The 21161-nt window shown below is 33.5% G+C and carries 20 protein-coding genes; 12 read left to right on the plus strand and 8 right to left on the minus strand.

Going from position 1 to position 21161, the window contains the following annotated elements:
• Window positions 1-50 precede the first annotated feature (50 nt).
• From uxaC to J2Y38_RS17260, 4 genes are all read right to left on the minus strand, one after another.
• On the minus strand, window positions 51-1457 hold the full coding sequence (gene uxaC / locus J2Y38_RS17245) for a glucuronate isomerase (protein ID WP_309844933.1): 1407 nt from the start codon (window positions 1455-1457) through the stop codon (window positions 51-53).
• A 25-nt stretch (window positions 1458-1482) separates the two neighbouring features.
• Complete coding sequence (locus J2Y38_RS17250; RefSeq protein WP_309844935.1) at window positions 1483-2274, minus strand: gluconate 5-dehydrogenase; 792 nt, start codon at window positions 2272-2274, stop codon at window positions 1483-1485.
• 3 nt (window positions 2275-2277) lie between these two features.
• Entirely contained in the window at window positions 2278-3117 is an 840-nt protein-coding gene (gene kduI, locus J2Y38_RS17255) for a 5-dehydro-4-deoxy-D-glucuronate isomerase (protein WP_309844938.1), read from the minus strand.
• A 91-nt stretch (window positions 3118-3208) separates the two neighbouring features.
• Window positions 3209-4804, minus strand: coding sequence for an MFS transporter (locus J2Y38_RS17260; protein WP_309844940.1), 1596 nt, complete (start codon window positions 4802-4804; stop codon window positions 3209-3211).
• 404 nt (window positions 4805-5208) lie between these two features.
• Here J2Y38_RS17260 and J2Y38_RS17265 point away from each other — a divergent pair, with 404 nt between their 5' ends.
• From J2Y38_RS17265 to J2Y38_RS17315, 11 genes are all read left to right on the plus strand, one after another.
• Window positions 5209-6150 carry an alpha/beta hydrolase gene (locus tag J2Y38_RS17265; RefSeq protein WP_309844943.1) on the plus strand — a complete coding sequence of 314 codons (942 nt, stop codon included), beginning with the start codon at window positions 5209-5211 and terminating at the stop codon, window positions 6148-6150.
• A 784-nt stretch (window positions 6151-6934) separates the two neighbouring features.
• The gene (locus J2Y38_RS17270) at window positions 6935-7249 is read left to right on the plus strand and encodes a hypothetical protein (RefSeq protein ID WP_056199178.1); all 315 of its coding nucleotides are present in this window, start codon (window positions 6935-6937) and stop codon (window positions 7247-7249) included.
• Window positions 7250-7476: 227 nt separating this feature from the next.
• Window positions 7477-8166: a hydrolase gene (locus J2Y38_RS17275; protein WP_309844947.1), complete on the plus strand. Its 690-nt coding sequence runs from the start codon at window positions 7477-7479 to the stop codon at window positions 8164-8166.
• 213 nt (window positions 8167-8379) lie between these two features.
• Complete coding sequence (locus tag J2Y38_RS17280) at window positions 8380-10167, plus strand: amidohydrolase (protein ID WP_309844949.1); 1788 nt, start codon at window positions 8380-8382, stop codon at window positions 10165-10167.
• A gap of 1 nt (window position 10168) precedes the next feature.
• Window positions 10169-11539: an alginate export family protein gene (locus tag J2Y38_RS17285; protein WP_309844951.1), complete on the plus strand. Its 1371-nt coding sequence runs from the start codon at window positions 10169-10171 to the stop codon at window positions 11537-11539.
• Between the two features lie 138 nt (window positions 11540-11677).
• Window positions 11678-11971, plus strand: a complete 294-nt coding sequence (locus tag J2Y38_RS17290) for a hypothetical protein (protein WP_309844952.1) — start codon at window positions 11678-11680, stop codon at window positions 11969-11971.
• 51 nt (window positions 11972-12022) lie between these two features.
• Complete coding sequence (locus J2Y38_RS17295) at window positions 12023-12586, plus strand: 2'-5' RNA ligase family protein (protein ID WP_309844953.1); 564 nt, start codon at window positions 12023-12025, stop codon at window positions 12584-12586.
• 319 nt (window positions 12587-12905) lie between these two features.
• Window positions 12906-13829, plus strand: a complete 924-nt coding sequence (locus tag J2Y38_RS17300; protein WP_309844955.1) for a helix-turn-helix transcriptional regulator — start codon at window positions 12906-12908, stop codon at window positions 13827-13829.
• Between the two features lie 241 nt (window positions 13830-14070).
• Entirely contained in the window at window positions 14071-14796 is a 726-nt protein-coding gene (locus tag J2Y38_RS17305) for an SDR family NAD(P)-dependent oxidoreductase (RefSeq protein WP_309844958.1), read from the plus strand.
• A 136-nt stretch (window positions 14797-14932) separates the two neighbouring features.
• Entirely contained in the window at window positions 14933-15697 is a 765-nt protein-coding gene (locus tag J2Y38_RS17310; protein WP_309844961.1) for an SDR family oxidoreductase, read from the plus strand.
• A gap of 138 nt (window positions 15698-15835) precedes the next feature.
• Window positions 15836-16552 (plus strand): DUF4386 domain-containing protein, encoded by a 717-nt coding sequence (locus tag J2Y38_RS17315; RefSeq protein ID WP_309844964.1) that lies wholly within the window; start codon window positions 15836-15838, stop codon window positions 16550-16552.
• Between the two features lie 90 nt (window positions 16553-16642).
• On the opposite strand, the gene J2Y38_RS17320 is transcribed toward J2Y38_RS17315, so the two are convergent.
• From J2Y38_RS17320 to J2Y38_RS17335, 4 genes are all read right to left on the minus strand, one after another.
• Window positions 16643-17143 (minus strand): hypothetical protein, encoded by a 501-nt coding sequence (locus J2Y38_RS17320; RefSeq protein ID WP_309844967.1) that lies wholly within the window; start codon window positions 17141-17143, stop codon window positions 16643-16645.
• Between the two features lie 179 nt (window positions 17144-17322).
• A complete protein-coding gene (locus J2Y38_RS17325; protein ID WP_309844970.1) occupies window positions 17323-17781 on the minus strand; it encodes a PepSY-like domain-containing protein in 459 nt (152 codons plus the stop codon).
• A 90-nt stretch (window positions 17782-17871) separates the two neighbouring features.
• Window positions 17872-18570: a LytTR family DNA-binding domain-containing protein gene (locus tag J2Y38_RS17330; RefSeq protein WP_073488235.1), complete on the minus strand. Its 699-nt coding sequence runs from the start codon at window positions 18568-18570 to the stop codon at window positions 17872-17874.
• On the minus strand, window positions 18570-19607 hold the full coding sequence (locus J2Y38_RS17335; protein WP_309844973.1) for a histidine kinase: 1038 nt from the start codon (window positions 19605-19607) through the stop codon (window positions 18570-18572). Before J2Y38_RS17335 ends, J2Y38_RS17330 begins: the two co-directional genes overlap by 1 nt.
• 162 nt (window positions 19608-19769) lie before the next feature.
• Between J2Y38_RS17335 and J2Y38_RS17340 the strand changes: the two genes are divergently transcribed.
• Window positions 19770-21155 carry a TolC family protein gene (locus J2Y38_RS17340; RefSeq protein ID WP_309844975.1) on the plus strand — a complete coding sequence of 462 codons (1386 nt, stop codon included), beginning with the start codon at window positions 19770-19772 and terminating at the stop codon, window positions 21153-21155.
• The last annotated feature ends 6 nt before the right edge of the window (window positions 21156-21161 follow it).

Raw genomic sequence — 21161 nt, forward strand, 5'->3', positions numbered from 1 at the left:
TTGCCACTCCCGATAGCTATCGGGATTGCGAACTTTGCGGTTAATTTTAATTAGAATTTGAAATATTCTTTTGCGTTGTTGTATGAAATGTCAGCAACTAATTTTCCAATCCATTCCATATCGTTTGGAAGTTCTCCGCGTTTGATTTCATCTCCGAGAAGATTACATAAAATACGTCTGAAATATTCGTGTCTTGGGAATGATAAGAAACTTCTTGAATCTGTCAGCATTCCAACAAAACAGCTGATTAATCCCATATTTGAAAGCGCATTTAACTGCTTTGTCATTCCGTCTTTTTGGTCTAAAAACCACCATCCAGAACCAAATTGTACTTTTCCACGAACGCTTCCGTCGTTAAAATTTCCAATCATCGTTGCCATAACTTCGTTATCAGCCGGATTTAGGTTATAAATAATAGTTTTAGACAATTTATCTTTACTGTCTAAAGCATTTAAAAAGCTTGATAATTTTTGTGCCTGCGGATAATCTCCAATAGAATCCCAACCTGTATCCGGGCCTAAAATCCTGTGCATACGTGCATTATTATTACGCAACGCACCTAAGTGAAACTGCTGCACCCATCCAAATTCATGATAGGTTTCAGATAAAAATAATAAAACGGCACTTTGGAATTTTAAAGCTTCTTCTGAAGATAGAATTCTGTTTTCTCTTTTCTTTTTGAAGATTGAATTTATTTCAGATTCTGTAAATTCTTCAAAATAAATCTGATCTAAACCGTGGTCGCTTAATTTACAGCCGTTTGCATTAAAAAATTCAATTCTGTTTCTTAATGCAGTTTGTAAATCAGCATAAGTATTAATTGCAACTCCGGACACATCCCCTAATGTGTCCAGATATGCATTATAACCATCGTTTGAAATCAAGATGGCTTTATCAGGTCTGAAAGCCGTACTCATTTTAGTTCCAATTGGATTTTTTGCCAGTTTTTGGTGAAACTCTAAACTGTCAATTGGATCTTCTGTAGTACAAACTAATTCAGCGTTTACTTTTTTAAGAAGGTTTTGTGTGCTATAAGCCTGAGAATTTATTTTCTCAGTTGTTTCGATATAGATTTTCTCTGCATTTTTTTCATTCAGCAAATCATAAATATCAAAATAGCGCGCTAATTCTAAATGTGTCCAGTGGTACAAAGGATTACGCATCGTATACGGAACTGTTTTTGCCCAGTTTAAGAACTTATCTTTATCTGAACCATTCCCTGTTACAAACTGCTCGTTAATCCCTAATGTACGCATTGCACGCCATTTATAGTGATCTCCATTAATCCATACATTTGTAATGTTATCAAAAATCTTGTCTTCGGCAATAAACTGCGGATTTAGGTGATTATGATAATCAATAATTGGCTGGTTTTTAGAGTAATTGTGATACAACTCTTCAGCATATTTATTTTCTAACAGAAAATTATCGTGTATGAATGTCTGATTCGCGCTCATGTCTTTTTAAAATATATTTTGAAAATTATTCTTCGTTTGAAGGTTTTCCTATTGTAGCCAGGATTCCGCCGTCAACATATAAAATGTGACCGTTTACAAAATCACTCGCTTTTGAGGATAAAAATATCGCTGCTCCGGCTAAATCACCTGGATCTCCCCATTTTGCAGCAGGCGTTCTGCTAATGATAAAATCGTTAAACGGATGCCCGTCAACTCTAATAGGTTTTGTTTGTTCTGTAGCAAAATAACCCGGCCCGATTCCGTTGATCTGAACATTGTATTTTGCCCATTCTGTTGCCATGTTTTTAGTCAGCATTTTTAAACCGCCTTTTGCAGCAGCATATGCCGAAACTGTATTACGGCCCAATTCGCTCATCATTGAGCAAATGTTGATGATTTTCCCTTGTCTTCTTTCAATCATTCCTTTTGCAACGTGCTTAGAAACAATAAACGGACTTACTAAATCAATATCAATTACTTCTCTAAAATCAGCAACTTCCATTTCAAGAAGCGGAATTCTTTTAATAATTCCTGCGTTGTTAATTAAAATATCGATTGGTCCAACTTCGCTTTCAATTTTGGCAACTGCAGCTTTTACTTCCTGCTCTTCGGTTACATTAAATTTATAACCAACCGCATTGATTCCTTCACTTTTAAGTGCCGCTACAGCATCGTCAATTTTTTGTTGAGATGAATTTCCGTTTACCACAATTGTTGCTCCGGCTTCTCCAAGTCCTTTTGCCATTGCCATTCCCAGTCCGTGTGTACTTCCTGTAATAAGGGCAACTTTTCCATTTATATCAAATAAGTTTGTCATTTTTTATCTTAAATCAGTGATTTTACAAACATCCATATCTCCGTAATCTAAGTTTTCACCCGCCATTCCCCAGATAAAAGTATAATTGCTGGTTCCTGAACCTGAGTGAATTGACCAAGGCGGAGAAATTACTGCCTGATGATTGTTCATCCAAATATGTCTTGTTTCCTGCGGCTGCCCCATAAAGTGACAAACAGCTTGATTTTCCGGAATATCTAAATAAAAATAAACTTCCATTCTACGATCGTGAACGTGTGCTGGCATAGTGTTCCAAACACTTCCCGGTCTTAATTCTGTCATTCCCATTTGCAATTGGCAGGTTGTTACAACGCTTCCAATAATCATTTGGTTTACCGTACGGTGATTCGCCGTTTCCATCGTACCCAATTCTAGTTTATTTGCTTCTGCCAAACTTACTTTTACCGTTGGGTAAGTTGTGTGAGCCGGTGCAGAGTTGATATAAAATTTAGCTGGGTTTTTACTGTCGGCACTTTTAAAGATTACTTCTTTATTACCGCTTCCAATGTATAAGGCATCTTTAAAACCCAATTCATAAGATGTTCCTTCGACTACTACAGAACCGCTTCCTCCAACATTAATAATTCCTATTTCTCTTCTTTCTAAAAAGTACGGCGCTTTAAGCGGATCGATTGTTTCCAAAGTTAAATCACCTTTTACAGGAACTGCAGAACCTGCAATGTATCTGTCATAATGCGAATAAACCAATACAACTTCATCTTCCTGCATTAAGCCATCGATTAAGAATTCTTCTCTTAACTGCTGTGTGTCGTATTTTTTAACTGCTTCTGGGCTTGACGCGTATCTTGAGCTATATTTTGTCATAATTTTATTTTAATGTAATCGATTGCACAAATTTAATTTTTTATATTGAAAAAGCATAATTCAAATAGAAAAATATTTCAATAGAGCTAAATTAAAGATTTGTAATTGGACTATACTTTGGAACTAATGATTTCATTACTAACCAGCCTGCCAAATAACAAACAGCACAGATTGAAAAAATAATCATATATCCTGTATTTATTCCGTTTACCACATTTTCACCCGCAGTTGTAAGCGACTTTAAAAAATCTTCTAAATTCCCTACTCCTCTTTGAGACAGAAAAGCCTTTTCTGTTACTGCATTTTGAAGTTGTGGATATTTTTCTAATAATGGCTGACCATTTACAGTACTCCAATTTCTTTGTGTAAAATCAAATAATACTCCAGAGCCTTTGTTTATTAGTGTCGAACCAATTCCTCCAGCTAATCCTCCAATGCCTGTAATTGTTGCGATTGCTTTTTTTGGAAACATATCTCCAACTGTAGTAAAAATATTTGCTGACCAAGACTGATGCGCTGCACCTGCAATTCCGATAATGATAACTGGTACCCAATAACTAATATATCCTAAAGGCTGAGCTGCTAAAGCTAATAAAGGGAAAAAGGCGAAAATAAGCATTGCTCTCATTCTCCCTTCATAAGGATTCATGCCTTTTTTTTCTACAAAATAAGTAGGCAACCACCCTCCAATAATTGACAACAATGTAATAGCGTAAAGAACAAACAATGGCCAAGCTGCCTGAGCTGAATCCATTCCGTAAACCGAACTTAAATAAGCCGGAGTCCAGAATAAAAAGAACCACCAAACACCATCAGTCATAAATTTACCAAATGCAAAAGCCCATGTCTGTTTATATTTAAAGCATTCTTTAAAAGATACTTTTGAAGAAGTTTCTGGAACAAAACCTTCTAATTTACTTTCTGCAATATCATCTTGCTGAATATAAGCCAATTCCTCAGCAGATACATTTTTATGCTTTTCTGGTTTATCATACATAAATATCCAGAATCCCATCCAGATAAATCCTAAAGCTCCAATGATAATAAAAGCCATTTCCCAACCAAAAGCTTTAGCTATAAAAGGAATTGTAACTGGCGCCGCCAAAGCTCCAACTGTTGCGCCGGCATTAAAAATACTTGTTGCAAAAGCCCTGTCTTTTTTAGGAAAATATTCTGCCGTAGTTTTAATAGCAGCAGGAAAGTTTCCTGCTTCTCCAACGGCCAGAACAAAACGTGCAAAAATAAACAAAGTAACACTTACATTAATTACCAAGGCAGTATCCTGAACGGAGCTTATTATTTCTTTTGACCCATGAAAGCCTACGAACCAATCTCCAGTAATTATTCCAGAAGTAGCAATACCACAAAAAGCATGAAGACAAGCTCCTATAGACCAAATTCCAATTGCCCATAGAAATCCTTTTTTTGTATCTAACCAATCTACAAAGCGACCAGCAAATAATAATGAAACAGCATAAAATATCGAAAACAAGGCAGTTATATCTCCATAATCACTATTTGTCCAGTGAAATTCTGGAGCAATAGAATCTTTCCAAGTCAACGAAAGAACTTGTCTGTCAAGGTAATTAATTGTGGTTGCAAAAAACAAAAGCGCACATATACTCCAACGATATTTTCCTGCAGATTTAATAGTTTGATTTACTGTAACAGCATCGGTTTGACTCATGATTGTGGTTATTATAGTTAGATTATTTAATTTTAAGATCTGTATACAAATGCATAATTTAAACACATTAGGATCAAGAGATTAAAATTATAGGATTGCAATAATGTAATCGATTGCACAAATATAGTTTTTAATCTTTATATTCCAAATAAATTATATATAAAATTATTTTCAGTATCAAATTTAAGACATTGCATAAAAAAAAGAACTCAAAATTACACATTAACCAATATATTTGTTAAAAGCCAATAGGTGAAATTTATCCGTATTTAGGGGTAAAATTGTCCCGGGATTTAATACTCATGAAATTGTTTTTAATTACCTTTCATTTATTCAAATCCAAATTTATAAATCAACTTGATCAAATAAGTAAACAATTGTAAAACAACTAATTAAATTTAACATTGAAAAATTCAAAAAAACAATATTTTAGAAAAACTGTATTTAGTTTTATTCTTTTTACAGGAGTATTATTCAATATAAAGGCGCAAAATCAGGTAATTCCGCTTTGGAATAAAATTCCGGATGAAATTAAAGCACCCGATTATAAAGAAAAAGAAATCATAACTGACGGAAAAGTTCAAAGTACCAGTTTAGTTTCAATTCCCACTTTAACGGCATTTTTTCCGAATGTAACAAAACCAAATCAGCCCGCAGTAATTATTCTTCCCGGCGGAGGATATCAGCATTTAGCTATTGATAAAGAAGGAACAAAAGTGGCGCAATGGTTTAATAGTTTAGGAATTCCGGCTTTTGTATTGAAATACCGACTTCCGAGCGATTTAATAATGAAAAATAAAAATGTAGGCCCGCTGCAAGACGCACAGGAAGCGATTCGCTACGTAAGACAAAATGCTGCAAAATGGAATATTGATCCAAATAAAATTGGAATTTTAGGCTTTTCTGCGGGCGGACATTTGGCAGCTACTCTATCTACTCATTATGATGATAAAGTTTATGAATCTGCTTATAAAGTAAGCGCCCGTCCCGATTTTTCTCTTTTAATTTATCCTGTAATTTCAATGCAAAATGACATTACACACAAAGGTTCACAGATTAATTTACTGGCAAATAATCCTTCACAAGATTTAATTGATTCATTTTCAAACGAAAAGAAAGTTACCGCAAAAACACCTCCTGCTTTTTTAATTCATGCTACAGATGATACGGTCGTTTTACCAGAAAATAGTATTGATTATTATTTAGCACTTAAAAAAAATGGAGTTACAGCGGAGTTACATTTATATGAAAAAGGTGGTCACGGTTTTGGTTTAGGCGTAAACGACACCAGCAAATATTGGACAAGAGATTGCCAGGAATGGCTAAAAGTAAACGGCTATAACTAAAACCAAAAAGTAGTAAACAAAAAAAGGCTTTTAGAAGAGGCCAACCAATTAACCAAATCTAAAAGCCCATAAAAAATAGACATCTGTTGTATTATTTGCAAATTTCTACAAGTTACCCATGATAAAGTGAATATGTCAAATTTTTAAAAAATTAAAAAAATTGTTTCTCCAAAAACAGTTTAACCGCTAAGATCTTTAAGGAATAATTTAAAAGGTAGTAAATCATTATCTCAATCTCAACAAGACAAATCTAATACAGCCTTTTGAGATTCCATTACGGGTTTCCCGTATATTTTTCTTTTTAAGGTTCTGAGGTTCTAAGACGCTAAGGTTCTAAGTTTTTTTTAGGCTTAGAACCTTTCTTATTCTAGGTTAAGTTGAAACCGTAATGAAAGAAATAAATTTGCATAGTAAATTACAAGTTCTGTCAAAAACTGAAACCAAATAGAAAAAACTTAGAATCTTAGTACCTCAGTATCTTAGAAACTTTAAAAAAATCTTTCTTGTTCTAGATTAAGTTGAAGCCATGATAAAACAAATAAATTTGCATAGTAGATTACAAGTTCTGTCAAAAACTGAAACCAAATAGAAAAAGAAAAAACTTAGAATCTTAGTACCTCAGCATCTTAGAAACTAAAAAAAACTTTCTTATTCTAGATTAAGTTGAAGCAAAAACAAAACAAATAAATTTGCTAAATAAATTACAAATTCTGTTTAACTGAAATTCTAAAAAAACTTAGAACCTCAGAATCTTAGAACCTTAGTAACTTTAAAAAAGAAAAAAATGAAAACTCTTGAATTCTTATTACTCGGAAAAAACGAAGCGATATTGGCCATTTTACTTCGCCTTGTAAACGCATATGAAGATTGGAACGCAGTTTCTTTCAACAATGAAAAAGAAGCTCAGGAATATTTTCAGAATCACAAAATCGATGTTGTTCTTTTGAGTTCCGGAATCGAAGATCACGTCGAAAAAGAGTTTACTTCATTTTGCTTAAAACAGCAGCCGGAAGTTGAAGTAATTGAACATTTTGGCGGAGGAAGCGGATTATTAAAATCAGAAATTCTCCACCGATTACATCTAAAAGGAAAAATTTAGGTACCAGCATTTTTCTCTTTTAAAATTCATTAAAAGCTTTACGATAATACATTAACGAATATCCAATTTTTATTGACGATATATCGCTAGGATCACTATTGCCTTTTCTGAAAAACCTTTTAAAATCAACACATTACAAACAAGGCATTTTATTTGAATGCAAAACATTGAAAATCAAATACAAAATATTTTTTAAACCTTTTAATTAACAACAAAATCACATTATCATGAAAAAATTAATCCTTACCGCAGCTTTATTATTTGTAACATTTATTGGATTTGCTCAAAAACCAAGTCCGGCATTGTTAGACCCAACAAATCATACTTTAGTCCTAATCGATTACGAAAGCCAAATGGCATTTGCAGTGACTAATATTCCAATTGATCAGCTTAGAAACAACACAGCCCTTGTAGCCGGAGCTTCAAAAATATTCAAAGTTCCAACTATTGTAACAACCGTTGCTGAGAAATCATTCAGCGGACCTGTTTTTAGAGAAATTGAAGAATTCTATCCACAAAAAACTTCAAACTATATCGATCGTACTACAATGAACACTTGGGAAGATGCTCCTGCACGCAAAGCCATTATTGCAACTGGTAAAAAGAAAATCGTTTTTGGTGGTTTATGGACAAGTGTTTGTATTGTTGGGCCAGTTTTATCAGCAATCAACGAAGGTTATGATGTTTACGTAATTACAGATGCAAGCGGCGACGTTTCTAAAGAAGCACACGAAATGGCTGTAACACGTATGGTACAAGCGGGTGCACATCCTGTAACTTCATTACAATATTTATTAGAATTACAACGCGACTGGGCTCGTCAGGAAACTTATGTACCTGTAACCGATTTAGTTAAAAAATACGGTGGTGCTTATGGTGTAGGTGTTCAATATGCTCACGAAATGTTGAAACATTAAATGTTTAATGGCACACGGATGAAACGGATTCGCTTCGCAAAGACGCGGATAAAAACGGATTTTTAATCATCTGTTATCAATAAAAAAATCTGTGTAAATCCTCGTCTTTGCGAAGCAAATCTCTAAAATCTGCGTCTAATATTTAATCCATCAAAAAAGACTGTATAAAACGTACAGTCTTTTCTTCTACTAAACCAAACAAATACCACAACCATGAAACTCTCTTTCAAAATATTAGCTTTTCTATTATTGCTTTCTGTTTCAGTTTTCGCTCAAGACAAAAAAACTACACTTATCGTTCATCATGCCGTAATTCACACTTTAGACGATAAAAATACAATTGCCGAAGCTATGGCTGTCGCCGATGGAAAAATCCTTAAAACAGGAAAAAACAGCGAAATTTTAAAATTAAAAGACAAAAAAACAACGGTAATCGATGCCAAAGGAAAAACTATTATTCCCGGGATATTCGATTCTCACATGCACATTATCCGCGGCGGAAGATTCTTTAATACCGAATTACGCTGGGATGGCGTTCGCTCCCTTAAAAAAGCTTTGGCAATGCTGAAAGAACAAGCGCAAAGAACTCCAAAAGGACAATGGGTTCGTGTTGTAGGCGGATGGAATGCGTATCAATTTGAAGAAAAAAGACTCCCAACTTTAGCAGAAATCAACGAAGTAACAGGCGATGTCCCAACATTTATTCTTCATTTATACGGACACGCTTATTTAAACAAAGCTGGATTACAAGCTTTAAAAATTGATGCCAATACTCCAAACCCAAATGCAGGATTAATTGAAAAAGATCCAGAAGGAAATCCAACCGGATTATTAGTTGCCGAGCCAAATGCTTTTATTTTATACTCAACACTTTCTAAACTTCCGGAATTATCTCCAGAAGAAAAAATAAACTCTACAAAACAATTTATGACCGAAATGAACCGTCTTGGCGTAACAGCAATTATGGATGCAGGAGGCGGATTTCAAAACTTTCCAGACGATTATGGTGTAACGAATGGTTTGTGCAAAGACAGCGATTTAACGATTAGAATGCCGTATTATTTGTTTGCTCAAAAAGCAGGAAGTGAACTAAACGACTACACCAAATGGATTAATACAGTCGAAATTGGCGAAGGCTGTGACGATGATCATCATTCAGACAAAGTAGAATATCATGTTCAGGGTGCAGGAGAAAATTTAGTAATGAGTGCGGGAGATTTTGAAAACTTCGATAAACCAAGACCAGAATTAAGCCCTGCAATGGAAGGACAATTAAAAGAAGTTTTGTCTTTATTAATTAAAAACAGATGGCCGTTTAGAATTCATGCCACTTATAACGAAAGCATTACAAGATTTTTAAATGTAATTGAAGACATTAATAAAGAAATACCTTTAAATGGGCTTTTATGGTTCTTTGATCACGGAGAAACGGTTTCTACAGAAAATTTAAAACGAATAAAAGCTTTAAACGGCGGATTAGCGATTCAGCATAGAATGGCGTATCAAGGTGAAAGTTTTATTAAAAGATATGGAAAAACGGCAGCTGCGAATACAGTTCCGCTAAAGAAAATACTAGAATTAGGAATTAAAGTAGGAATGGGAACTGATGGAACCCGTGTTGCAAGTTACAATCCGTGGGTTGGTTTATATTGGTTAACAACTGGGAAAACTTTAGGCGGTTTAAAATATATGAATGATGAAAATATTCTGGACAGAACAACCGCTCTAAAATTATTCACTTACGGAAGCGCACAATTAATCAATATTGAAAAAGACCGCGGCATGCTGACAGCAGATAAACTGGCCGATTTCTCTATCCTTTCTGATGATTATTTCGCGACTCCTGAAGAAAAAATCTTAAATATAGAATCAAAACTAACAGTCGTAAACGGAAAAGTAGTTTATGCTGATAATGAATTTAGAACCTTTGCCAAAGAAACACCAAAAGCGATTCCGGATTGGAGTCCTGTAAATTACTTTGGAGGTTACCAAAAAAACTAATATGAAAAATACATTCCGATTATTGTTGCTTTTGGGAATCATTTTTTCTGCAAATGCACAACAAAAACCAGTTTTCCAAAAGCTGCGATATGACGATGATTTCCAATATCTAAAAGCCGATTCGACGAAAACTTGGTACGAGAAAATTAAACATATTCCGTTAGGAAAAAACGACAAATACTACGCTTCAATTGGCGGCGAAATCAGAGAACAATATTTTTATACCGTAAATGATAAATGGGGCGATGAAACCACAGGCGGCGACGGCTATTTATTGTCCAGATATTTACTAAATGCCGATGTTCATTTGGGAAGGTTCAGAACTTTTATTGAATTTCAAAGCAGTCTGGCCAACAGCAAAATTGATCCGAGTCCGGTTGATGAAAACGAACTCGATTTTCATCAGGCATTTTTAGATGTTGATTTCATTCAAAATAAAAATCAGCAGTTAACTTTTAGAGTTGGAAGACAAGAAATCGCATACGGTTCTCAGCGTTTGGTCAGCGTTCGCGAACGTCCAAATAATAGAATTGCTTTTGACGGAATGAAACTGTTCTACAAAAATAACAATTGGCAGACGGATGCTTTTTATTCGCATCCTGTTGCCAATAAACCTGGAGTTTTCAACGATGATTTTAATGACAATGCCAAACTTTGGGGAAGTTATACCGTATTTCACAAAGTGCCTTTTATTCAAAACATCGATTTGTATTATTTAGGTTTATGGAAAAATCGAGCCGTTTTTGATAACGCTATTGGCGAAGAAACCAGACATTCCATAGGAACAAGAATTTGGAAAACAAAAGGAAACTGGAAATATGATTTTGAAGGTTTGTACCAATTCGGAAAAATCGAATCGCAAAATATTTCCGCATGGACACTTTCATCTAATACTTCGTATACTTTTGAAAATGTAAAATTCAATCCCGAAATTGGTTTAAAAACCGAATTCATTTCCGGAGATAAAAACAGTAATGACAATCAATTGCAGACTTTTAATCCGTTGTATCCAAAAGGCGCTTATTTTGGTTTAGTCGGTTTAATTGGTCCATCAAACTTAATTGACATTCACCCGTCAATTGCTTTAGATTTAACCGAAAAATTAGGCTTCGGAATCGATTATGATATTTTCTGGAGAAGTTCCATTCACGACGGATTATACGCCCCAAACATGCAGCTTTTATATTCTGGAGATAACACAACCGAACGTTTTATAGGAACTCAATTGATCACAAATTTTGATTATTCTGTAAATCCTTTTTTAACCGTTTCAGTTGAAGGCGCCTGGTTTGATGCAGGAGCATTTTTAAAAGAAGCTGGTTCTGGAAAAGATTATTTTTATACGGCTTTGACAGCACAATTTAAATTCTAAATTTGTGTAACACAATCTGTTCAAATGAGAAAAAAATACTCCAAAATAATTATTGTTCTATTCGTCTCACTACTTTTAACGCAATGTCTTTATAAAGATTATACTTTTAAAGAAAGCCTGTCTCGTAATTTTTATTTAATGGAAAGTGATATCCTTCCATCAAAATATATCGAAATACAACATCAAGATTCTGGTTTAGTGCTAATTTATGATTTAATTGAAGTAATAGGGAATGATGATATTATATTGGTTAAGAATAAAAATGAAAAAGGCAAAATTCAATATAATTTGATTAAAACTGCCATAGTTGAATATCCCGAAGACATAAAGATTATTTCTTCTGAAGAATTTTCAAAACGCAAAAAATTAATTGACTATGAATATTCATACGATCAAAATAATGGGTTTTCAAGAAAATTTTGGTCTAAATAAATCGCTCTGATTTACTAACAGCTTAAATTTGTATAATTCAAAATCCAAATAATGGAGAAAAAGTATTCTGTTGCCATTTATCCTTCGCAAGATGTTATTGATTCCGTCAAAACAATGAAGGATTATTTAAAAAGCAAAATTGATTGGTATAACAGTTGTAATTCTGTTGGACATATTACGATTTGTGAATTCACAATTACCGAATCCGAAATTGATAAATACAAACAAAAGCTTTTTAAAATTTGCGACACTTTTACTCCTTTTCAGGTTCATTTTGATCATTTTGGTTCTTATGACAATGCCGGAGCGTTTTATATAGCTCCTAACGAAGAATCAAAAAATAACCTGAAACCTATTATGAAAAAGGTTCAGGAATCTTTAAAACCTTTAAAACTCAAAAAAAGCGACGATCCGCATATGTCAATCGGAAGGAAATTAACTCCTGAAAACCTTAAAATTGCCTCGCAGCTTTTTACTACAATAGATATTGATTTTTCGTGCAAGGAAATTGTACTTCGAGAACTTGACGCTATTAAAAAACAGTTTTTTGTAATTGATACTTTTTCTTTTAATGGAAATGCACAAGCTGAGTTTGTTCAGGGCAGTTTATTTTGATTTTTTAACATAAAGTATTGTCATTTCGAGGAACGAGAAATCGCACGCGATAATCTACAAAGATTGGCGACTCACATTGCGGAGTTTCTAGTGCGATTTCTCGTTCCTCGAAATGACATAAAATGCGAATAATACTTTGCGTTTAAATAAACACACAGCATGTCATTGCGAGGCACGAAGCAACCGCACTCACAAAAATCACCAATTGATTCAGCAAGTAAGATTGCTTCGTTCCTCGCAATGACTGTGCAAATCTGTTTTATCCGTAAAATCCGCGGGCCAAAAAAATTCGTATATTTGAATTTTACAATTCATACATATGAAATCCCTAGATTCATTTTACAAAGATATTAGCGAAGATACAACCGCTGAATCCAATTCATTACTGCCAAATGACATTCAAAAAGAGATTGGTCATTTTAATGTATTTGATATCAAAGAGCTTTTAGAACGTCTTCAGGGAAAACCAACAATGCCTTATGACAGAAGAGCTTATTATAAAATAAGTTTGATTCGAGGTCATAATAAAGCAGAGTATGCCGACAAAGTAATTGAAATAGAAAAACAGGGACTTTTATTTGCAACACCAAAAATTCCATATAATTACGTTCCGCAAGACACTAATCAATCTGGGCAGTTTTGCGTTTTTACAAGCGAGTTTTTATCAAAAAACAAAAGCGGAATTGATTTAGACGAACTTCCTATTTTTGCTTCAGACGGTTATCCTATTTTTCAATTATCAGATGAAGAAGTAGAAGAAGTTGCATTGATTTTCAACAAAATACAAAAAGAAATTAATTCTGATTATATCTATAAATATGATTTAATTAGAAATTATGTCGCTGAATTAATTCACTTTGGACAAAAATTACAGCCTATAACTGCTCTATATTCTAAACACAATTCTGCAGCAAGAGTTTCTTCTTTATTTGCAGAATTATTAGAAAGACAATTCCCAATAGAATCTCCGCATCAGCGATTAGAACTAAGAACTGCAAAGGATTTTGCAGCAAGATTATCGGTTCACGTTAATCATTTAAATAAAGTTTTAAAAGAAAATACCGGAAAAACCACAACCGAATTAATCAGTTCAAGATTAACAAACGAAGCGAAAATCCTTTTAAAACAAACGGATTGGAATATTTCTGAAATCGCTTATTCTCTTGGTTTTGAAGAATTAGCGCATTTTTCTAACTTTTTTAAAAAACAAACTACTTTTACGCCGTTGGCTTTTAGGAGCTAGATTATTTTAGATTTTAGATTATTGACAATAGTTAACTCAGACTATGCTTTGAGTACAGCTGTGCGTGTCCTTCGACTTCGCTCAGGATGACATAAAATGAGAATTGGAATTTTTAATTATCAATTTTTAATTTTTAATTGCTAAACCTGATTTGAATTTTGCAAACATCGGTTTGATATTTACAATTCCCCAACACGACTTCACTCCTACCTTTGTCTTATCAATTTAAAAGATCGAAAAGATGAATTTATCAAACAACAAAATTTTAATAACAGGCGGTGCAAGCGGAATTGGACTTGGACTTACTGAAAGATTTATTCAGGAAAATAATACTGTAATTATCTGCGGCAGAAGAGAATCTGTTTTAAACGAAGTGAAAGCAAAATTTCCTTCTGTAATTACAAAAGTATGCGACTTATCTTTAGAAGAAGAAAGAGTTGCCCTTTACAAATGGATTCAAGAAAATCATCCTGATTTAAACGTATTAATCAACAATGCCGGAATCCAAAAATGGGTTTCTGTTACAGATGCTGATTTCTACGAAAGCATGAAAGCAGAAATCAGTACGAATATTGAAGCGCCGCTGCATTTAACTTCTTTATTTATTGAGTTGAAATCTTTAACAACGGTAATGAATGTAACTTCTGGATTGGCATTTTCGCCTTTTGCAAAAGTTCCGGTTTATTCGGCTACAAAAGCATTTTTCCGTTCGTTTACACTTTCACTTCGTCATTTATTAAAAGCTAAAAATATTGAAGTAATCGAAATTATTCCGCCCGCATTGAATACAGATCTTGGTGGAGTTGGTTTACACGACGCACATCCAAGCGTAAGCAGTTTTATCGAATCTATTTTTGAACAATTAAAAGACGGAAAACCAGAACTTACTTTTGGAACCAGCGAAACGAGATTAAACGCAAGCGCAGAAGAGTTGAGAAATCATTTTAATGCAATGCATGCTAATTAATTTTATTTAAACACAATCATTTGTCCTCCTGAGCGAAGTCGAAGGACATTCGTACCATAAAGGTCTTCGACTTCGCTCAGACTGACAGAACAACAAACAATTCACAATTAATAATTCATAATTAACAATTATAAAAATGGCAGTAAATACAAAAATAGCTCTGGTTACAGGAGGAAGCAGAGGTTTAGGAAAAAACATGGCAATCGCTATTGCTAAAAAAGGACTTGACGTTATCATTACTTACAACAGTAAAAAAGACGAAGCAGACGCTGTTGTAAAAGAAATCGAAAGTTTAGGTCAAAAAGCGGCGTCTCTTCAATTGAATGTGGGAGATTCAAATACATTTGATGGCTTTTTTGAAGGTATTTCTTCAACTTTAAAAAGCACTTTCAATACGGATAAATTTGATTTTTTAGTAAACAATGCCGGAATTGGAATTCATAATTCATTCGTTGGAACTACTGAAGCAGAGTTTGACCAATTGACTAATATTCAATTTAAAGGTCCGTTTTTCTTAACTCAAAAAGCTTTGAACGTAATGAACGACGGCGGCGGAATTGTAAATATTTCAACAGGTTTAGCAAGGTTTTCATTTCCTGGTTATTCGGCTTATGCTTCTATGAAAGGCGCAATCGAGACTTTAACAAAATATCAGGCAAAAGAATTAGGCGAAAGAAAAATCAGAGCTAATGTTGTAGCTCCGGGTGCTATTGAAACTGATTTTGGCGGAGGCGCAGTTCGTGATAATGAACAATTAAATCAACACATAGCTTCAATTACAGCTTTAGGAAGAGTCGGTTTGCCAGATGATATTGGCGGTGTTGTTGCTTTTTTATGTACTGAAGATGCAAAATGGGTAAATGCACAACGTATTGAAGCTTCTGGTGGAATGAATTTGTAATTCTTATTTACGTTGAGAATTAAACCCGACAGTTTTTTTTAACCTGTCGGGTTTCTTTTTAAAACAAGAAAATAAACTTAATATCATGGTTGGTAACAATTTAGTGAGACAAACGTCTTATCTTAAACTAACCAAAATATGAAACCAAAAAATTTTGAAACTTCTCCCCAATTTTACGCGAGAATAGCCGGATTATTATACCTGGTTATTATTGTAACAGGTTTATTTGCTGAAATCTTCGTAAGAAGCAAATTAATTGTTTACGAAGATGCAGCTGCTACAGCAAACAATATTATGAATTCTGATCTTTTATGGCGAATAGGAATCAGCGCAGATTTGATTATGCAAATTTGTGATCTGCCTGTAATGATTATACTTTATTATCTGCTGAGACCTGTAAACAAAAAACTTGCACTGCTCAATTTATCTTTTAACCTGATTCAAACTGCTGTTTTGGCAGCCAACAAATTAAATCTGCTTGCTGCTTTATTTTTCCTTGGAGATTCAGATTACTTAAAATCTTTCAATCCAGATCAATTACATGCATTATCTTATCTTTCCATAAAATTACACGGCTATGGATTTGGTGTAGGTTTGATCTTTTTTGGATTTGTGTGTCTTATTGAAGGATATTTAATCTATAAATCTCAATATTTACCAAAAGTATTAGGTATTTTAATGGCAATTGCTGGTCTTTGCTACTTAATAAACAGTTTTCTATCCATTCTGGCACCGCAGCTTTCTAATTTTGCATTATTGTTTCCTTGCATCATTGCAGAATTAGGCCTTACATTATGGCTTATTTTTAAAGGCGTAAATCTTACCAAGTGGAGAGAAAAATTGGCGATTGCGTAATTTATTTGGCAAAAAGATAAAAAATAAAACCCGACAAGTTTTAAAAATCTGTCGGGTTTGCTTTTTTAAATATCTTTGAATAAATATTTTTTATCCTATTTGAATTGTTTTAATTAAGTTTCCTTCTTCATCAAAAATAAGATTATAATTTTTTCCGTCTTTTGCCGCTTTCACTTCATAAGTCGTTTTACTATTAGCATCAACAACAGAATAAGCCTCTCTTACAGCCACTGCCATCTTATTTTTTGATTTACTTTTTGATTTCGAGCTCGATTTAACCGGATAATTGGTGTCAAGATAAGTCTGTCCATTTTTTGGCAGTTTAGCACTTGAGATTTGCTCTTTATACTTTTTAAAATTTCCATCACTGTCATAAACAGCATAAGCCTGAGTTTTGGCTGCTATGGTAAATTTTGCGGCAAAATTAATATCATTCTCATTCTTACCATATTCCATAGACCAAATTGGCTTTTTCTGTGGATATTGTTTTTCAAAAGCCTTCACTGTCTTTTCTGACGGAAGCAAAATGCTCTGCTGCCCAATTAAAAAATTGAAACATAAAAAGGCGGTAAATAAATAAAAAAATTTCATAATAATACTTTAATAAATTAAACAATCTGCATATAAAGTAATAAAATTACTACATTTTTAATTATGAAAAAAATTAAAACTTATAGTATTTCCTAGATATCAACAAAAACAAAACCCGACAAGTATAAAACTTGTCGGGTTTGCCGTTTTAAATATAATTGAATTAGTAAGTGTGCTTGTTAATTTTTTTCGATGATCACATCAAAACCTCCATTTTGATCAAAAACAACATCATAAAATCTGGAGTCTTTTTCTACACCAACTTCATAAGTGGTTTTGTTTTTATCATTTACTATTACAGCGATTTCCCTAATCGCTTTTGGTGCGTAATTTTTCTTTAAATAAGTCTGCGCTTTTTGAGGTAATTGAGTTAATGGAATTTGTAATTCATATGCTTTTAAAATTCCCAAATTATCATAAACGGCCAGCGCTTTGGTATTCTTATCGGTATTAAATTTTGCTTCGTATCTAATCTCATCATTATCATCGCCAACGTAATCTATAGACCAGACCGCAACTTTATTTGGGTATTCTTTTTCAAAAGTAAACCTAACTTTTTCGGGCGGTGTTACTACTTCATTTTGAGCGCTTAAAAAACCTCCATAAAGTAAAACCAGCAATAAGAATACTTTTTTCATGATCTTGACTATTAAAATATAAAACCAAAATAACGTACTAAAATTATTACTTTTAAAATGAAATCCAAATATTTTTTAATAAAAAAAATGTTACTTTTTTAATCTATCCGTCAATTCCCTTTTGTAGGTTATTCCAACGGGTAATTTTTCATTTTTGATTATTACAAAATCTTTTTCAGTTGTATCAATTTTGTCCAATGCGACAATATAAGATTTATGGATTCGGATAAAATTCTTCTCCGGCAAGCATTTTTCAAGCTCTGTTGTGGTTATTGAGGCCAGATAAGTTCGTTTTGTTGTGTGCAGTTTTACATAATTTCCAAAACTCTGTGCATATAAAAGCTGGTCTAATTCAATATCAATAAAATAACCATCAACTTTTACGCTTACTTTATTTACAACAACTTCTTCTTCTTTTGTTTTTACATTTTCTGTAGAGAAAAAACGATCTACAGCTTTTAAAAACCTCGGAAAATAAATAGGTTTCAGTAAATAATCAATTACACCGTAATCGTAGCTTTCGAGTGCAAATTCAGAATAAGCTGTCGTTAAAATGGTTTTAGGATGATTGGGAATAATCTTTAATAATTCCATTCCTGAAATCTCAGGCATATTGATATCCAAAAACATTAAATCGACTTTATTTTCCCTAAGATAATCCATTGCTTCAATGCCATTATATCCCTGAAAAACCAATTCTAACTGCGGATTCTGTTTTATATAATTAGCTAAAACATAATGCGCTGCCGGCTCATCATCAACAATAATGCATTTTTTTGGATCTCTCATTATGCAAATCTTTTCAACTGCAGTTTTAAATCAACTATATACGTTTTTTTATTCTCCTGGATATCGAGTGTATAGTTTTTCCCGAAAATCAAATTCAGTCTTTCAATCGTATTTTTTAAACCAATTTTGGTCGAAACAACATCGGTTTGCTTCGTTGGAATTGAGTTTACTACATGAAGATGCAGTTGTCCGTCTTCCACAGTAATAAAAATTTGGACAAAACATTTTTCAATCGCGCAGGTTCCGTGTTTAAAAGCATTTTCAATAAAAGCAATTAAAAGCATCGGCGAAATTTTATACGCATTTTCATTATCAACTTTAGAATCAAAAGTAATATCACAACGATATCCTACGCGTTCTTTTTCTAGCTGCACGTAACTGTTTATAAACTCTAATTCGTCTTCTAAAGATACGCATTGTTTGCTGTTACTTTCTAATTGATAACGCATTAACTGCGAAACCTTCATAATTAAATCCGGCGTTCTGTCCGGAAATTCTAGACTGATTCCGTAAAGCGTATTAAAAGTATTGAATAAAAAATGCGGGTTCAATTGTCCTTTTAACGAATTCAACTGCATTTGGTTGAATAGCAAAGCTTCTTCGGTACGTTTTCTGTGGATTCTGTAGAATTTAAAAACAATAATTGGGCTCAAAATACAAACCAAAGTTCCCAAAACGCTGGCCAATTGGTACAAATAACTTCTTTGATGCGAGTTTTGATAAAAATAAAGATTTCTAAACATATCCAGCATCGTAAGCTCATACAAAACGACAGAGAAAACAAGAACCCCAAAAAGCGTTAATACCAGGTAAGTAAAAGGACGACGGGTTTTAAATAATATGGGAAAAAGGAAGAAACGATTGAACTGGGCGTGCATGTACAAAATGCAATAAAAGAAAATGCCCATTAAAACAGATGTTATGGAACTAAATAACATCCAGTCATTTTTTAAAGTATATATAGTAAAGGAAAACGCGACGACGGCAATTTCCTGCCACCATTTGTTATCCAGAATATTATCAAATTTTATGCTCATTTTTTAAACTTAAATAGTTCACAAAGTACGGACAAATATTTAATTATCATTTCTAAAAAATGACCAATTGAATTGGTCATTTACTATCGCAGTACATCACTTAACATGACTTTTATCAGTACAAGAGAAATAAATTTGTGCTATAATTTCACACTTGAGTTTATGTATTTCAAAAAAATTACCTTATTATTTTTCTTGATTTTTGCATCAATCGGTTACTCTCAAACCCTTTCTTTAAAAGAAGCAGTAAAAACTGGGCTTGAAAATTACGGTTCGATCAGGGCAAAAAACAATTACACCAATGCATCAAAAGAGACTCTAAAACAATCTCGACGTGATTACCTGCCTAACCTAAATTTATCGGCACAGCAGGATTACGGAACTGTAAATGGTCAAAACGGGCCGCTTTATGGATTTGGAGGTCTTGGAGTTGCTTCATCAGGATTACCACTGCCGGAACAAAACTGGAATTCGGCTTTTGGCGCACTTTATCTGGTCAACATGAACTGGGATTTTTTCACTTTTGGAAAAACACAGGAAAAAATCAATTTGTCTAAAATTGATGTTCAGGCCAAAGAAAAAGATTTACAACAGGAAAAATTCCAGCAGGAAATCAAAATTTCTGCCGCTTATTTAAATTTACTGGCAAGCCAAAGATTGTTGATCTCGCAGCAAAAAAATCTGGATCGTGCAGAAGTTTTCAAAAAGACAGCTGTTGCGAGAGTTAAAAACGGATTATTGGCCGGAGTAGATTCTACATTGGCTACAGCCGAAGTTTCTAAAGCTAAAATTGCTTTAAATCTGGCGAAGAATTTCGTTAAAGAGCAAAACAATAAATTAGTCGATTTAATGGGCGTTGCGCCTCAGGATTTTGCTACGGATACTCTTTTTGTAACTCAGATTCCAAAAGAATTAATTAAAACAAATGCAGCTACAGATAGTCTGCATCCTTTATTACAATTCTATAAAACAAAAATCGATTACAGCAATCAGCAGGTTAAATTATACAAACGTTTTTATTACCCAACCATGAGTGCTTTTGGAGTTTTACAAACCAGGGCTTCGGGGTTTGAAAATAGTTATGCCACAGATCAGCATGCGTTTAGCAGAAATTACTGGGATGGTGTAAATCCGGATCGTACCAATTATTTGGTTGGAGTTGGAATTACATGGAATTTAACCACGCCTTTTAGATCAAGCAAACAAGTAAGTGCTCAGAAATTTGTTTCTCAGGCTTTACAGGAAGAGTATAATCAGGCAGACAGAGAATTAAAATCACAATTGACTTTTGCCGAAGATAAGATCAAAATTACACTTGATAATTATGCCGAAGCGCCTATTCAGGTTGATGCGGCAAAAAGAGCTTACATTCAAAAATCGACTTTATACAAAAATGGTTTAACAGATCTAACCGATTTGACCCAAACGATTTATACTTTAAACCGTGCCGAAATCGATCGTGATATTGTGAACAATAATGTATGGCAGTCGTTTTTACTGAAAGTTGCTGCAACGGGCAATTTTGACTTATTTATAAATGAATTTTAATTATAA

It is taken from the genome of Flavobacterium sp. 2755 (assembly GCF_031455715.1).
Classification (GTDB): Bacteria; Bacteroidota; Bacteroidia; order Flavobacteriales; family Flavobacteriaceae; genus Flavobacterium.